Here is a 14799-nt window from a genome sequence, read left to right as displayed (position 1 = left end):
CCGAGGCGGGAGGACCACCGGTGACCATCCGTCGGCAGTTCGTGCTGGACGACGTCTCGCGGGCGATCATCGAGCAGCTGCAGGAGGACGGCCGCCGTCCCTACGCCCGCATCGCCACGGCCGTCGGGCTGTCGGAGGCGGCCGTCCGGCAGCGCGTGCAACGGCTGCTCGACGCCGGCGTCATGCAGATCGTCGGGGTCACCGACCCGCTGCAGGTCGGCTTCTCCCGGCAGGCGATGGTCGGTGTGCGCACGAGCGGCGACGCCCGCGCCGCGGCCGAGCGGATCGCGGCGTTCACCGAGGTCGACTACGTCGTCATCACCGCCGGGTCGGTCGACCTGCTCGTCGAGGTGGTCTGCGAGGACGACGACCAGCTGCTCGACGTGGTCGCGCGCATCCGCGCGGTCGAGGGCGTGGAGACCACCGAGACCCACCTCTACCTGGGCCTGGCCAAGCAGACCTACGCCTGGGGCACCCGCGGCCCGCAGGGCGCGGCGTCGGCCGCTCCCGACCTCTGACGCACCCGGCCGCTGCCGACACCGGCCGCGGCGCGGGGCGGGGCGGGGCGGCAGGGGTGTCCCGGCCGACCTCGTGCTCTGCCCACACCCGTGGGCAGAGCACGAGGTCGCGCGCGGAGGGGTCCTGCCGCTCAGGCCCCGGCGCGGTTGAGCGCGAGGACCGAGAGCAGGTCGTAGGCCACGTGGGCGGCGGCGATGCCGGTCATCTCGGCGTGGTCGTAGGGCGGGGACACCTCGACGATGTCGGCGCCGACCACGTCCAGGCCGACCAGCCCGCGCACCGTGTGGAGCAGCTCCCGGCTGGTGAGCCCCCCGGCCTCCGGCGTCCCGGTGCCGGGCGCGTGGGCGGGGTCCAGGACGTCGATGTCGACCGACACGTACACCGGGCCGCCGGCCAGCCGCGCGCGCATCCGCTCCACGATGCTGCGCACGCCGTCGACCTCGTAGTCGTCGGAGCGGATCACCTGGAAGCCGAGGACGGCGTCGTCCTCGAGGTCCTGCTTGCCGTACAGCGGGCCGCGGATGCCCATGTGCAGCGAGCGCTCCATGTCGATGAGCCCCTCCTCGCTCGCGCGGCGGAACGGCGTGCCGTGCGTGTAGGGGGCGCCGAAGTAGGTGTCCCACGTGTCGAGGTGGGCGTCGAAGTGCAGGACGGCGACCGGCCCGTGGTCGCGGGCCAGCGACCGCAGGATCGGCAGCGCGATCGTGTGGTCGCCACCGATGGTGAGCAGCTGGGCGCCGTCGGCCCGCACGTCGGTCACCGCGCGGTCGATGGTCTCGATCGCCTCGCCGAGGTCGAACGGGTTGACGCCGATGTCGCCGGCATCGGCCACCTGCTGGGTGCCGAAGGGCGTGGCGTCGAGCGCCGGGTTGTAGGGGCGCAGCAGCTTGGAGGCTGCGCGCACGTGCCCCGGGCCGAACCGGGCGCCGGGCCGGTAGCTGACCCCGGAGTCGAACGGCACCCCGAGGATCGCGACGTCGGCGCGGGAGACCTCGTCGATCCGCGGCAGCCGGGCGAAGGTGGCCGGCCCGCCGTAGCGGGGGACCCGCGTGGCGTCGACGGGACCGATGGGGGTCTGCTCCTGCACGGGGCGCTCCTGAGGGGGCGAGGGGGTGCGGCGGCGGACGGGCTCCTCCGTCCGGGTCGGCCGTCAGGGTCAACTCGTGTTTCCCACTTGTCAACTCCCCGGTGCGAACTAGTGTCCCCAGGAGACCCGGGAGGTGGGTGGAGGCAGTGTCCGAGGCAGTGTCCGGAGCGGTGGTGCCGCGCATCGGCGACCGGCTCAAGGCGGTCCGGCACGCGCGCCGGCTCACCCTCACCGACGTGGCGGAGGCCAGCGGGCTGACCAAGGGCTTCCTCAGCAAGCTCGAGCGCGACCAGGCCAGCGCCTCGGTGGCCGCACTCGTGCGGGTGTGCGCCGCCCTCGACATCTCCCCGGGCAGCCTGTTCGAGGCCGCGCCGGGCGGGGAGGCCGTCCGCGCCGGCAGCTACCCGCCGATCGCCTTCGGCGGCCGCGGGCTGACCGAGTACCTGCTCACGCCCGAGGGGGAGCGGCGGGTGCAGGCGATCCTGTCCGAGATCGCCCCCGGCGGCGGCAGCGGCGAGGAGGCCTACGCGCTGCCGGCCGAGGTGGAGTTCGTCTTCGTCCTCGAGGGCGACCTCGAGGTCACCGTGGCCGGCGAGGTGACCACGCTCGGTCCCGGCGACGCGTTCACCTTCTCACCTGGCGCCGAACACGGTTTCCGCTCCCTGCGCACCGACGGCGTGACCCGGGTGCTGTGGGTCTTCGCGCCGGCGCTCTCCGCCGGGCGGCCCCCCAGCTAGGAAACAGTGGTTGACAACAAGGCAACCGGTGGTGATGCTCACTGCGACCCAGACCACAGGACGGCCGCAGAGGAGCCCCCGTGAGCACAGTCAGCGCCGGACCGGGCGGCCCGGTTCCCCAGGGCGCCCCGGCCCGCCGCAGCCGGCTCTTCCGGCTCAAGCCGGTCGACGTCATCGTCGCCCAGCACGAGGAGCAGGGCGGCTCGGGCCTGCGCCGGTCGATGGGGCTGCTGCAGCTCACCGCGCTGAGCATCGGCGCGACCCTGGGCACCGGGATCTTCGTCATCCTCGGCGAGGCGGTGCCCCTGGCCGGGCCGGCCGTGGTCCTGGGCTTCGTGCTCGCCGCCGTCACCGCGCTGTTCTCCGCGCTGTCCTACGCCGAGCTCGCCGGCAGCATCCCGGTGTCGGGCTCCTCGTACTCCTACACCTACGCCACGATGGGCGAGCTGGTCGCCTGGGTCTGCGGCTGGTGCCTGATGCTCGAGTACGGGGTCTCGGTGGCCGCCGTCGCGGTCGGGTGGGGCGCCTACATCGACGACCTCGCCTCCGGCACGGTCGGCGCGGTGCTGCCCGAGGCGCTGTCCGCGCCGCCCGGCGACGGCGGGATCGTCAACGTGCCCGCGGTGGTCGTCGTCCTGCTCGCCATGGCGCTGCTGCTGCGCGGCACCAGCGAGAGCGCGAAGGTCAACACCGCGATGGTCGTGCTCAAGGTCGGCGTCCTGCTGTTCTTCTGCGCGGTCGCCTTCACCGCCTTCCGCGCCGGCAACCTGGCGCCGTTCCTGCCCATGGGCGCCGCCGGGGTGACCGCCGCCGCCTCGCAGGCCTTCTTCTCCTACATCGGGTTCGACGCCGCCTCGACCGCCGGCGACGAGGCCCGCGACGCCCGCCGCGACCTCCCGCGCGCCATCGTGCTGTCGCTGGCCGTGGTCACCGTCGTCTACGTCCTGGTCGCGCTGGCCGCCGTCGGCGCGGTGCCGTGGCCGCAGATCAGCGGCTCGGAGGCCGCGCTCGCCGACGTGCTCAACCTGGCCACCGGGCAGACCTGGACGGCGGTGCTGCTCTCGATCGGCGCCGTCATCGCCATCGCCAGCGTGGTGCTCACCGTCCTCTACGGGCAGACCCGCATCCTGTACGCCATGTCCCGCGACGGGCTGGTGCCCCCGATGTTCTCGAAGGTCAGCGCCCGCCGGCGGATCCCGGTGGCCAACACCGTCATCGTGAGCGTCCTCATCGCGCTGCTCGCCGGCCTGGTCCCGCTCGGCGAGCTGGCCAACGCCACGAGCATCGGCACGCTGTTCGCCTTCGCCCTGGTCAACGTCGGCGTCGTGATCCTCCGGCGCACCCGGCCGGACCTGCCGCGTACCTTCCGCACCCCGCTCTACCCGCTCACCCCGGTGCTGGGCGTGCTGTTCTGCGTCCTGCTCATGTTCGGCCTGGGCACCTCGACGTGGGTGGTGTTCCTCGGCTGGATGCTGCTGGGCCTGGCCGTCTACGCCGGCTACGGGTACCGCCGCTCGGCCCTGCGCACGGGCGTCTGACCGTGCGGATCGCGCTGCTGCAGGGCCCGGCCCGCACCCCCGACCCCGAGGCCGGCCTGGCCGCGGTCGCCGACGCCGCCCGCCGGGCCGCCGCGGCCGGGGCCCGGCTGCTGGTGACCCCGGAGATGTCGCTGACCGGCTACGCCATCGGCGCCGACCGGGTCGCCGAGCTGGCCGAGCCGGTTCCCGGCCCGCTGACCGACCGGGTGGCCGCGCTCGCCGCCGAGCATGGGCTGGCGATCGCGGTCGGGCTGCCGGCGCGCACCCCGGCCGGCGTCGCCAACACCGTCGCCGTCCTCGACCGCGACGGCAGCCTGCTGGCCACCTACGCCAAGGCCCACCTCTACGGCGACGTCGACCGCGACGCCTTCGTGCCCGGCGACGTCGGCGTCGTGCAGTTCCGCCTCGAGGACCTCACCGTCGGCCTGCTGGTCTGCTACGACGTCGAGTTCCCCGAGGCGGTGCGCGCGCACGCGCTGGCCGGCACCGAGCTGCTCGTCGTCCCCACCGGGCTGATGGACCCCTACGGCCACGTCGGCACGGTGCTGGTGCCGGCCCGCGCCTACGAGAGCCAGGTCTTCGTCGCCTACACCAACCGCACCGGCACCGAGGGCGAGTTCGTCTACTGCGGCGCCAGCTGTGTGATCTCGCCGGAGGGCACCGAGCTCGCCCGCGCCGGCCGCGGCGAGGAGCTGCTCCTGGCCGACGTCGACCCCGCCGTCCTCACCGCCTCCCGCCGGGTGAACACCCACCTGGCCGACCGCCGCCCCGAGCTCTACCCCCCGGAGAACCGCGCATGACCTCCGCCATCCCCGTCGCCGCCCACGAGCCGGGCGAGGAGCGCCCGGTCCGGCCGCTGACGATGTTCGGCCCGGACTTCCCCTTCGCCTACGACGACTGGCTGGCGCACCCCGCCGGCCTGGGTGAGGTGCCCGAGGTCGAGCACGGCACCGAGGTCGCCGTCATCGGCGGGGGCCTGTCGGGCATCGTCACCGCCTACGAGCTGATGCGGCTGGGCCTCAGGCCGGTCGTCTACGAGGCCCACGAGATCGGCGGTCGGCTGCGCTCGGTCGGCTTCGAGGGCCACCCCGGCGTGGTGGCCGAGATGGGCGCGATGCGCTTCCCGCCGTCGTCGACCGCGCTGTTCTCCTACGTGCGCGACCTCGGCCTGCGGACGACGCGCTTCCCCAACCCGCTCGACGTCGCCACGCCCAGCACCGTGGTCGACCTCAAGGGCGAGACCCACTACGCGCGGACCCTCGACGACCTGCCGTCGCTCTACCGCGAGGTGGCCGACGCCTGGCACGAGACGCTGGTCGACCGGGTGCAGCTCGAGGACATGCAGGCGGCGATCCGCGACCGCGACGTCAAGACGATCAAGGCGATCTGGGACGATCTGGTCGAGCGGCTCGACGACACCACCTTCTACGGGTTCCTCGCCGCCTCGCCGGCGTTCCGCTCCTTCCGGCACCGGGAGGTGTTCGGCCAGGTCGGGTTCGGGACCGGCGGGTGGGACACCGACTACCCGAACTCGATGCTGGAGATCCTGCGGGTGGTCTACACCGCCGCCGACGACGACCACCTGTCGATCCTGGGCGGCAGCCAGCAGATCCCGGTGGGGCTGTGGCGGCGCGCGGTCGAGGCGCCGGTGCACTGGCCGGCCGGCACCAGCCTGGCGTCGCTGCACGCGGGTGGGCGGCCGCTGCCCGGGGTGACGCGGCTGCACCGGACCGCGCCCAACTGCCTGACCGTCACCGACGAGGCCGGTGGCATCCGCACGTACAAGGCGGCGGTGTTCACCGCGCAGAGCTGGAACCTGCTGTCGCGGATCGTGTGCGACGAGGCGCTGTTCCCGATCGACCACTGGACGGCGATCGAGCGCACCCACTACATGGGCTCCACCAAGCTGTTCTGCCTGGTCGACCGGCCGTTCTGGCAGGACGTCGACCCGCAGACCGGCCGGCACCGGATGAGCATGACGCTGTCGGACCGGATGACGCGCGGCACGTACCTGCTCGACCAGGGCGAGGGGAAGCCGGGGCTGATCTGCCTGAGCTACACCTGGGCCGACGACTCGCTGAAGTGGCTGCCGCTGTCGGCGACCGAGCGGATGGAGGTCATGCTCGCCTCGCTGCGCGAGATCTACCCCGACGTCGACCTGCGCCGGCACGTCATCGCCTCGCCGGTGACGGTGTCGTGGGAGTCCGAGCGTGACTTCATGGGCGCGTTCAAGGCCAACCTGCCCGGCCACTACCGCTACCAGCGGCGGCTGTTCACCCACTTCAAGCAGGACGAGCTGCCCGAGCAGTACCGGGGCCTGTTCCTCGCCGGCGACGACATCTCCTGGACCGCCGGCTGGGCCGAGGGGGCGGTGCAGACGGCGCTCAACGCGGTGTGGGGTGTCGTCCACCACCTCGGCGGGCGCAGCCACCCGGACAACCCGGGCCCGGGCGACCTGTTCGACGAGCTCGCCCCGGTGCGCCTGCCCGAGGACTGACCTCCTCCTCCGCGCACCTTGCCGGCTCGTTCCGCGCTCTGCCGGTGCGATCGACCCGGCGGAGCGCGGAACCAACCGGCAAGGCGCAGTGGGGACAGCCGCCCGAGGCCGGACCCGTGCCGGGGGCGGCCGATCGGGCGGAGGTGACCGGCGAGCTGGTCGAGGTCGGCACCGACACCCGACGTCTGCACCAGCTCCTGTCGGCCGCAGGTGTGCACGTCGAACCGGTCACCGGGGCCGATGCCGAGCTGGCCGGTGCCCTGCGCGCACTGCCAGGTGGGCGTTCCCCGTCCCTGGGCGACCGCTCCGATGAGCCGGCGGCGGGCCTCGTGCCCCGAGACCTTCGCCCCTTCCGGCCGGTGGTGCCCGACCGGAGTCCTCCCTCAGACGGCGATCGCCGCGCTGGGGATGATCAGGCCACGTGGCTCGAATTCCACCAGCACCGGTTCACCCCGCCGAGCTCGTTCGCCCGACACGGTGTCCATCGCCGGCCAGACGACCTCGGCGAAGAAGCGGTCGCACTCGTCCTTGGACTCCCAGATCTCGAACACCTCGAAGCCGTCGTCCGTCGCTCGGCCCACGTGCAGCAGCAGACCGTCGGCCCTGCCGGTGCTGCGCCGCCCCACTTCGGTGTGCAAGGCGTCGTAGAACTCGGTCGATGCCGGGACCTTCATGACGAGCCCGTGGGTCATGGCGAACTCCGCTCCCGTCTGCGGCTCGTCCGGTGGTCCCACCGGACGAGGAGATGTCGAACCCATGGGAACGATGTGGCGTCACCGTGTCGTCACGGCGTCGTCACGTGGTGACCTCGCCCAGCGCGACTGCGGTCGGCTCGTAAGGGGCGCCGCGGTCCTCGACCGAGTCGGTCACGGCAGGGATGCCCCCTGCGGCGGCAGCAGGCTCGACGCGCCCGGCCGTTCGCTCCACCGACACCGCGGTCGTGGTACGGACAGCGCGCGTGCTCCCCGCACCGCGGCCAGCAGCAGTGCGACGACCGCGAGCAGGCCCGCGACCGGACCGGCCCACGCGGCGAGGTCGGTCGCGGTGGAGTGCACGTGCGCGGTGAGCACCGGTGGGTGGGCGAGCAGCATCGCCGTCGTCAGGACGACGTGCGCCGCCCACGCCGCCCGGCCCGGCCGCCGCCACAGGTGCGCTGCGCACAGCAGGCAGGCTGCCGACAGCAGGGCCATCCCGGCGTGCGGCGCGGCGAGCAGCGCCAGGCCGTGCACGGCGGCGCAGCCCGCCGCGGCCCCCGCCGCGCTGTGCGCGAGGAACCGCGGCAGGGCCGCCGCGCCGAGCGGCTGGTGGGCCGCCTGTCTCGGCCCCGCTGCAGGTGCCCACCGCGAGCCTGCGAGTGGCGGGGGGCAGGGGGGTCCTTCTAGTGGCACGAGCCCGGGGCCGGCGGCACGTCGAGGGCCGGGTTGCGGTCGAAGAAGCCCACCGGCTTGAGCTCGAAGGAGAACACGTCGACCGGCATGACCGGCCAGTCCTCCGGCCGCGGCACGTGGTGGATGCCGAACACGTGCCACAGCACCACGTCGGTGTCGACGAGCGGGCGGTCGGCCTGCTGCCACTGCGGCAGCCCCTCGTCGCGGCGGCTCTGGTTGCAGAACTCGCCCGAGGGCCAGCGCTCCTCCTCGTCGAACCGGCTCACCCACACCGGGTGGTCGATGACCTGCGCCCGCTGCCGGAACGGCGCGCTCGGGTCGGCCAGGGACGGGATCGCCGAGTTCGGGTACAGCTTGTAGCCGGGTGCGGTCCCCAGCCGGTTTGGCCTGGTCCGGTTGACCACCTTGAACGACCGCTGGGTCGCGAAGTCGACGTCCAGCCGCGCCTGCGACTCGCGCTCCACCGGCCGGCTCCTCGTCACCACGGCGAGGCCGTAGGGGTTGTCGTCGGACACCGGCAGCGCCTCGCTCTCGGTGACGACGACGGTGTTGTCCGGGCCGTCGACCTCCATGTCCAGCCGCGCGACGACGAAGTGCTGGTGGATCGGGGCGTAGGTGCGCTCGTCGACGACCGTGCCGTAGGCCGGCGGGGTGTCCTCGTAGGCGCTCGTCACCATGATCCCGGTGGCCCGCACCTCGCACTGGATCGTGCCGTCCTGGTAGAAGCGCCAGTAGGTCAGGTACTCGTAGTTGGCCACCGTCGCGTGGAACGAGACGACCATCCGCCGCGAGCGCCGCACCTCGGCCCCGGCCTGCTCGTCGACGTGCTTCCACAGCACGCCGTCGTCCTCCTCGTGCAGGCAGATCGCGTTCTCGATCGTGTACGGCTCGCCGCGGGTGTCGTGCAGGACGGCGTCGACGTAGGTGATGTCGCCGAGGCAGTCGCACCCGAGCTTGAGCGAGGTGGTCATGAAGCCCAGGCCCCACTCGCCGATGTCGAAGGCGGTGCGCCGGTGGTGGTCGGGACTGGGGTCGCGGTAGGGCACGACCATCTCGGCGAACGACATCCGGTGCGCCACCGGCCGGCCGTCGTAGGAGACCCGGTGGATCACCAGGCCCTCGCGGTGGTTGAAGCCCAGCCGCATCGACCACTTCTGCCAGCGCAGCTCGTGCCCGTCGAGCTCGAACGAGACGCCGTCGGGCTGGGTGATCTCCAGCGGGCGGACGTCTGTGCGCTGCTGCAGCCCCGGCACCAGCGCCGGCAGGTACTCGCCCATGCCGTCGGGCTGCTGCGGCGGCGCGGTGTCCTCGACCTGCAGCAGCTCCATGGTGTTGAGGTCGACGACGAAGTGCAGGCCCATCACGGGGTTGGCGTACGGGTTGCCGTTCGGCGTCGAGCGGCGCCACACGTCGGTCCAGCCGACCCGGCGGTCCTGCAGGCCCTGGGGGATGAGCGAGTGGCCGTAGGCCCAGGTGTCGATGAGCACCAGGTCGAGGTCGGTGATGCCGCGCTTCGCCAGCGCCGCGACCACGTCCGGGTGCTGGATGAGCACCTCGTGGGCCTCGTGCCACTCGTCGAGGGTCATGTTCGCCTGCTGGCCGGGCACCGCCTCCCAGGAGACGACGGCGTCGTCGGTGAGCGAGACGACCGCCTTGTACGGCGTGCCCTCGTCGCGGCTCCACACCGTGACCCGGGCCTCGCGGCGGATCGGGTCGCCGGGGGCGAAGGCGCGGACGACGTCCTTGGCCGGCTCGCGCAGCTCGATGGAGGCGAACCGCCAGCGCTCGTCGACCCCCCTGTCCCGCCGCAGGACGGCCGCGGCGGCGCGGAACTCCTCGGGGGTCAGCGGGTCGAGCGGGTGCGGGGTGCCGGCGGCCGCGCGCGTGCCGGCCGAGCCGGAGGCGGAGCAGGACGTCGCGAGCTCGGTCATGACGGGTCCTCCTGGGTGTCGGGGCGGTTCGCGAGCAGGGGGAGGGCGGGGTCCCAGCGGGTGCCGTCGCGGGCGTCGCGCCGGCGGCGGGCCAGCGCCGAGAGCGCCTCGAGGACGACGCGGTTGGCCAGCGCCGCGGTGATGTCGGCGTGGTCGTAGGGCGGGCTGACCTCGACGACGTCGATGCCGACCACGGGCAGCTCCAGGCACAGCCGGCGGACGGCGTCGAGCAGCTGGCGGGCCGTCAGCCCGCCCGGCTCCGGCGTCCCGGTGCCCGGCGCGTGCCCGGGATCGCAGACGTCGATGTCGACGGAGAGGAACACGCCGTCGCACTCGTCGGTGGCGATCCCCGCGGCCTCGGTGAGGCAGGCGTCCAGCCCGCGGTGGCCGATCTCGGTCATCTCGTAGGACCGCATCCGCTGCGCGGCCATCCAGTCCAGCGTCTCCGGCGGCGGCCAGTAGCCGCGCAGGCCCACCTGCAGGAACCGGTCGCCGCGCAGCGCCTCGGACTCGATGAGCCGCCGCATCGGCTGGCCGTGGCCCCACAGCGAGCCGAACTCGATGTCGCCGGTGTCGGCGTGCGCGTCGAAGTGGATCATCGACACCCGGCCGTGGCCGAGCACGTTGGCCACGCCCTTGGCGTCGGCGAAGGCGATCGAGTGGTCCCCGCCGAGCACGACCGGGATCGCGCCGGAGCGGGCCACCGTCTCGACGGCGGCCTCCAGCGCGGGCAGCGCCGTCACGATGTCGCCGGAGTACATCTCGACGTCGCCGGCGTCGAGCACGCGCAGGTCGCGCAGCCCGTCGGTGCGCAGCGCCAGGCTCGGCCGCGACCCGTCGTGCGGCAGGTAGTCGGTCATGCGGATCGCCTGCGGGCCGAAGCGGGTGCCCGGGCGGTGCGAGGTGCCGCCGTCGAAGGGCGCGCCGAGCACGACGACGTCGGCGCCGGCGAAGGAGGCCGGGTCCTCGAGGTCGCAGCGGTCGACACCGAGGAAGGTGATGTCGGGCCCGAACTGGGCGCCGTAGCGGGTCATGGCGGGGTCCGATCGGAACGGGTCGGGGCGGTGAGCCCTGGAGACGACGGAATCCGTGGTTGGAGACAGGCTATACGACGATTACCGTGCCGCCAAGGCCCGACAGCGGTGCAGCGCGCGGTCAGCCGCCGACCGTGGCGGCCCGGTGGACGACGCTGCCACCCACCGTGGTGAGCACGACGGGGGCGTCGGCCAGCTCGTCGGGCGGCGCCTGCAGGGGGTCGACGGCGAAGGCCGTGAGGTCCGCCCGCATCCCCGGGGCGATGCGCCCCGAGCACGCTGCCTCGCCGGCCGCCCACGCGGCCTGCGTGGTGTACCCCTCCAGGGCCGTCAGCGGCGTCAGTCCCTGGTGCGGCTGCACGGGGGCGACGTCGGGCTCGCCCGCGGGACGGCGCAGCTGCGCGTCGGCGAGGACCCGCCGGGGGTCGAAGGGCGCCACCGGCCAGTCCGAGCCCAGCACCAGGGGCACGCCGGCGTCGCGCAGGTCCCGGCAGCGCCAGGCGCGGCCGGCCCGTTCCGGGCCGAGCCGGGTGGACCAGTTGTCGGTGTGGTCGGCGCGGGTGAAGTGGGTGCAGTGGGTCGGCTGCATGCCGGCGACGACGCCTTGGCGCACGACGGCCCCGATGAGCGCGCTCGGCCGCGTCTCGATGTGCTCGATGCGGTGCGCCCCGGCGGTCGGCCGGTCCAGCCTTCGACCTGGGTCTGGACGCCTTGCTGGCCGGGATGCACGCCCGGCTCCCGGTGTCCGGCGGCTGAACCGGTGGGGTCTCCCCGACCTCGGGATCGCCGACGGAAAAGTCCCTCCGGCGCAGGAAACACCCGCGAAACAGTCGTCGTGCACGCTGCTGGCGCTCGGATCCGTGCAGGGCGGCCACGCCGGACTGTCGACGGGTCCGGTGCCGGGTGTACAGGTCGGCGACTTCCCCGCGGGGCGGGGGAGTGGCCTGCTGTTCCCCTGTGAGGCCCGGCACACCTGCCGAGCCGACGACGGGCCGCTGACGGCGGTGCGACGAGAGGAGGGCCGCATGGCGGTGGGACAGGACCGGGGAACCGGGCAGCAGACCGATCTGCGGACCAAGGGGCTGGCGGGCAACTCCGTCGGCCTGCTGGCCAGCGTGGTGCTCGGGGTCTCGAGCATCGCGCCGGTGTACGCGCTGACGGCCACGCTGGGCCCGACGGTGACCGAGGTCGGCCTGCAGATGCCGGCGGTCTTCCTCGCCGGGTTCCTGCCGATGCTGCTGGTGGCCTACGCCTACCGGGAGCTCAACCGGGTGGCGCCGGACTGCGGGACGTCGTTCACCTGGACGACCAAGGCGTTCAACCCCTACGTCGGCTGGCTGTGCGGCTGGGGTGCGCTGCTCGCCACGATCATCGTGCTGTCCAACCTCGCCGGCGTCGCCGTCTCCTTCTTCTACCTGCTGCTCGGTGAGATCACCGGCTCGGAGTCGGTGGCCACGCTCGGCGACGACAAGCTGGTCAACGTCGCGACCTGCGTCGCCTTCGTCGCGCTCGCCACGTGGATCACCTACCGCGGCGTCGAGGTCACCAAGCGGCTGCAGTACGTCCTCGTCGGCTTCCAGATGGTCGTGCTCGCGCTCTTCGCCGTCCTGGCGTTCGTCAAGGCCGGGTCCGCGCCCGGCAGCATCCCCTTCGAGCTGTCGTGGCTCGACCCGACGGCGATCACCTCGTTCAGCGCCTTCACCGCCGGCCTGTCGCTGTCGATCTTCATCTACTGGGGCTGGGACACCTGCCTGACGGTCAACGAGGAGACCGCGGGCAGCGCCCGCACGCCGGGCCGGGCGGCGCTGCTCACCATGGTCGTCATCATCGTCACCTACCTCGTCACCGCGATCGCCGTGCAGATGTACGCCGGCGTCGGCACCGAGGGCACCGGCCTGGGCAACCCCGAGACCGAGGACAACGTGTTCGCCGCGCTGGCCGGCCCCGTCATGGGCCCGGGCCTGGCGTTCCTGCTGTTCCTCGCCGTCGTCGCCAGCTCCGCGTCGTCCCTGCAGACGACGTTCCTGCCGCCCACCCGCACGCTGCTGGCGATGGGCACCTACGGCGCGATGCCGCGCCGCCTGGCCGAGGTGCACCCGCGGTTCCTCACCCCGTCGACCGCCACGCTGGTGGCCGGGGTCGGCACCGCGGTGTTCTACGTCGGCATGACGCTGATCAGCGAGAACGTCCTCATCGACACGATCTACGCGCTCGGCCTGATGATCTGCTTCTATTACGGACTGACCGCCTACGCCTGCGTCTGGTACTTCCGGCACGAGCTCTTCCGCAGTGCGCGGGACCTGGTGTTCAAGGGCCTGTTCCCCCTCGTGGGGGCGCTCATGCTCACCGCGGTGTTCGTACAGACGGCGGTCGACACCCTCGACCCCGCCTACGGCAGCGGCTCGTCGGTGTTCGGGATCGGCAGCGTCTTCGTCATCGGGATCGGGCTGCTGCTGCTCGGCGCCGTGCTCATGCTGGCCTGGCGGGTGCGGCACCCGGAGTTCTTCCGCGGCCAGACCCTGCGGGTCGACACGCCCTCGCTGGTCTTCGACGAGTGAGCCGGTGCGCCGTCCCCGGTCACCCGTCGGTGGCCGGGGACGGCGTGCCGCGCACGTGCCGGAAGTGCTCGACCGTCGGGAACGGGTCGTAGAAGGGGTGCAGCAGCCGGCTCCACTCGCGGTAGCCGGCCGAGCCGCGGAAGCCGACGGTGTGGTCCTCCAGCGTCGCCCAGGTGACCAGCAGCAGGTAGGTGCCGGGGCGCTCCAGGCGCCGGGACAGCGTCAGCCCGCCGAAGCCGGGCGTGCTCGCGATGATCGGCTCGGCCTCGGCGAAGGCCGCCTCGAAGGCGGCCTCCCGGCCGGGCCGGACCGACAGCAGGGCGTGCTCCAGGACCATCCCGGCATGGTCCCGGACTCGTCCGGGGACGGCGGTGCGGCCCGGGGACGGCGGCTCCGCGAGCCGGCCCGGCGCCGCGTCAGAGGACGACGACGGAGCGCAGGACCTCGCCGGCGTGCATCTTGTCGAAGGCCTTCTCCACGTCGTCCAGGCCGATGGTCTCGGAGACGAAGTCGGCCAGCGGGAAGCGGCCCTGCCGGGACAGGTCGGCCAGCAGCGGGAAGTCCCGGGAGGGCAGACAGTCGCCGTACCAGGAGGACTTGAGCGCCCCACCCCGGCCGAACAGCTCGATCATCGGCAGCGTCAGCTGCATCTCCGGCGTCGGCACCCCGACCAGCACCACCCGGCCGGCCAGGTCACGGGCGTAGAAGGCCTGGGTGAACACCTCCGGACGGCCCACCGCGTCGATCGCCACGTCCACTCCGAACCCGCCCGTGAAGCCCCTGATCGCCTCCACCGCGTCGGTGTCCCGGGAGTTGACGGTGTGCGTGGCGCCGAACTGCCGCGCCCACGCCAGCTTGCGGTCGTCGACGTCGACGGCCACGATCGTCGTCGCCCCGGCCAGCGCCGCCCCGGCGATCGCGGCATCCCCCACCCCGCCGCAGCCGAACACCGCCACCGACTCCCCGCGCTGCACCCCGCCGGTGTGGATCGCCGCCCCCACCCCGGCCATCACCCCACAGCCCAGCAGTCCCGCGGCGGTGGCCGGGGTGGCCGGGTCGACCTTGGTGCACTGGCCGGAGTGCACCAGCGTCTTCTCCGCGAACGCCCCGATGCCCAGCGCCGGGCTCAGCGCGGTGCCGTCGGCCAGCGTCATCTGCTGGGCGGCGTTGTGGGTGTCGAAGCAGTACTGCAGCTGCCCCTTGGCACACGCCCGGCACTGCCCGCACACCGCCCGCCAGTTGAGCACCACGAAGTCCCCCACGGCGACGTCGGTGACGCCCTCGCCCACGGCGGCGACGGTGCCGGCGGCCTCGTGGCCGAGCAGGAACGGGAACTCGTCGTTGATGCCGCCCTGCCGGTAGTGCAGGTCGGTGTGGCACACCCCGCACGCGGCCACGTCCACCACCGCCTCACCCGGACCCGGGTCGGGCACCACGATCGTCTCCACGGTGACCGGTGCACCCTTGCCGCGGGCGACGACGCCCCTCACCTCGTAGGGCACTGCTCCTC

14 protein-coding genes are annotated in these 14799 nt (G+C 73.3%); 6 read left to right on the top strand and 8 right to left on the bottom strand.

Features of this window, described 5'->3' with window-relative positions; all coding sequences use genetic code 11:
- The first annotated feature begins 20 nt into the window (after positions 1 to 20).
- Positions 21 to 518: an Lrp/AsnC family transcriptional regulator gene (locus ACU616_RS00960; protein ID WP_446756619.1), complete on the top strand. Its 498-nt coding sequence runs from the start codon at positions 21 to 23 to the stop codon at positions 516 to 518.
- A 131-nt stretch (positions 519 to 649) separates the two neighbouring features.
- Here the strand turns inward: ACU616_RS00960 and speB are convergent, their stop codons facing one another.
- On the bottom strand, positions 650 to 1606 hold the full coding sequence (gene speB / locus ACU616_RS00955; RefSeq protein WP_446756618.1) for an agmatinase: 957 nt from the start codon (positions 1604 to 1606) through the stop codon (positions 650 to 652).
- Positions 1607 to 1752: 146 nt separating this feature from the next.
- Here speB and ACU616_RS00950 point away from each other — a divergent pair, with 146 nt between their 5' ends.
- The 4 genes from ACU616_RS00950 (at position 1753) to ACU616_RS00935 (ending at position 6378) form a co-directional block, all read left to right on the top strand.
- The gene (locus tag ACU616_RS00950; protein ID WP_446756617.1) at positions 1753 to 2343 is read left to right on the top strand and encodes a helix-turn-helix domain-containing protein; all 591 of its coding nucleotides are present in this window, start codon (positions 1753 to 1755) and stop codon (positions 2341 to 2343) included.
- A gap of 80 nt (positions 2344 to 2423) precedes the next feature.
- Entirely contained in the window at positions 2424 to 3881 is a 1458-nt protein-coding gene (locus ACU616_RS00945; RefSeq protein ID WP_446756616.1) for an amino acid permease, read from the top strand.
- A 2-nt stretch (positions 3882 to 3883) separates the two neighbouring features.
- Positions 3884 to 4681: a carbon-nitrogen hydrolase family protein gene (locus ACU616_RS00940; RefSeq protein WP_446756615.1), complete on the top strand. Its 798-nt coding sequence runs from the start codon at positions 3884 to 3886 to the stop codon at positions 4679 to 4681.
- Positions 4678 to 6378, top strand: a complete 1701-nt coding sequence (locus ACU616_RS00935; protein WP_446756614.1) for a flavin monoamine oxidase family protein — start codon at positions 4678 to 4680, stop codon at positions 6376 to 6378. The genes ACU616_RS00940 and ACU616_RS00935 overlap by 4 nt, the downstream gene beginning before the upstream one ends.
- A 383-nt stretch (positions 6379 to 6761) precedes the next feature.
- Here the strand turns inward: ACU616_RS00935 and ACU616_RS00930 are convergent, their stop codons facing one another.
- From ACU616_RS00930 to ACU616_RS00910, 5 genes are all read right to left on the bottom strand, one after another.
- Entirely contained in the window at positions 6762 to 7070 is a 309-nt protein-coding gene (locus tag ACU616_RS00930; RefSeq protein WP_446756613.1) for a hypothetical protein, read from the bottom strand.
- A 174-nt stretch (positions 7071 to 7244) separates the two neighbouring features.
- Complete coding sequence (locus tag ACU616_RS00925; protein ID WP_446756612.1) at positions 7245 to 7607, bottom strand: hypothetical protein; 363 nt, start codon at positions 7605 to 7607, stop codon at positions 7245 to 7247.
- 149 nt (positions 7608 to 7756) lie between these two features.
- Complete coding sequence (locus ACU616_RS00920; RefSeq protein WP_446756611.1) at positions 7757 to 9697, bottom strand: primary-amine oxidase; 1941 nt, start codon at positions 9695 to 9697, stop codon at positions 7757 to 7759.
- A complete protein-coding gene (locus ACU616_RS00915) occupies positions 9694 to 10731 on the bottom strand; it encodes an agmatinase family protein (protein WP_446756610.1) in 1038 nt (345 codons plus the stop codon). The genes ACU616_RS00920 and ACU616_RS00915 overlap by 4 nt, the downstream gene beginning before the upstream one ends.
- Positions 10732 to 10852: 121 nt before the next feature.
- Positions 10853 to 11758: an amidohydrolase family protein gene (locus ACU616_RS00910; protein ID WP_446756609.1), complete on the bottom strand. Its 906-nt coding sequence runs from the start codon at positions 11756 to 11758 to the stop codon at positions 10853 to 10855.
- On the opposite strand from ACU616_RS00910, the gene ACU616_RS00905 reads away from it, so the two are divergent.
- On the top strand, positions 11757 to 13289 hold the full coding sequence (locus ACU616_RS00905; protein WP_446756608.1) for an APC family permease: 1533 nt from the start codon (positions 11757 to 11759) through the stop codon (positions 13287 to 13289). The genes ACU616_RS00910 and ACU616_RS00905 overlap by 2 nt on opposite strands.
- Before the next feature lie 19 nt (positions 13290 to 13308).
- On the opposite strand, the gene ACU616_RS00900 is transcribed toward ACU616_RS00905, so the two are convergent.
- Both ACU616_RS00900 and ACU616_RS00895 read right to left on the bottom strand, forming a co-directional pair.
- On the bottom strand, positions 13309 to 13626 hold the full coding sequence (locus ACU616_RS00900; RefSeq protein WP_446756607.1) for an antibiotic biosynthesis monooxygenase family protein: 318 nt from the start codon (positions 13624 to 13626) through the stop codon (positions 13309 to 13311).
- A 79-nt stretch (positions 13627 to 13705) separates the two neighbouring features.
- Entirely contained in the window at positions 13706 to 14791 is a 1086-nt protein-coding gene (locus ACU616_RS00895) for an S-(hydroxymethyl)mycothiol dehydrogenase (protein WP_446756606.1), read from the bottom strand.
- Positions 14792 to 14799 lie beyond the last annotated feature (8 nt).

The sequence above is a fragment of the Geodermatophilus sp. URMC 62 genome (assembly GCF_052931475.1).
Note: the sequence above shows the minus strand (reverse complement) of the source record. Positions and strands in the feature narration are given on the sequence as shown.

Excerpts from the sequence above, each read along its gene's own strand:
- ACU616_RS00900 (WP_446756607.1), bottom strand. The coding sequence starts at position 13,626 with ATGGTCCTGGAGCACGCCCTGCTGTCGGTCCGGCCCGGCCGGGAGGCC.
- ACU616_RS00935 (WP_446756614.1), top strand. The coding sequence starts at position 4,678 with ATGACCTCCGCCATCCCCGTCGCCGCCCACGAGCCGGGCGAGGAGCGC.
- ACU616_RS00930 (WP_446756613.1), bottom strand. The coding sequence starts at position 7,070 with ATGACCCACGGGCTCGTCATGAAGGTCCCGGCATCGACCGAGTTCTAC.
- ACU616_RS00920 (WP_446756611.1), bottom strand. The coding sequence starts at position 9,697 with ATGACCGAGCTCGCGACGTCCTGCTCCGCCTCCGGCTCGGCCGGCACG.
- ACU616_RS00910 (WP_446756609.1), bottom strand. The coding sequence starts at position 11,758 with ATGCGGCCCTCCTCTCGTCGCACCGCCGTCAGCGGCCCGTCGTCGGCT.
- ACU616_RS00915 (WP_446756610.1), bottom strand. The coding sequence starts at position 10,731 with ATGACCCGCTACGGCGCCCAGTTCGGGCCCGACATCACCTTCCTCGGT.
- ACU616_RS00905 (WP_446756608.1), top strand. The coding sequence starts at position 11,757 with ATGGCGGTGGGACAGGACCGGGGAACCGGGCAGCAGACCGATCTGCGG.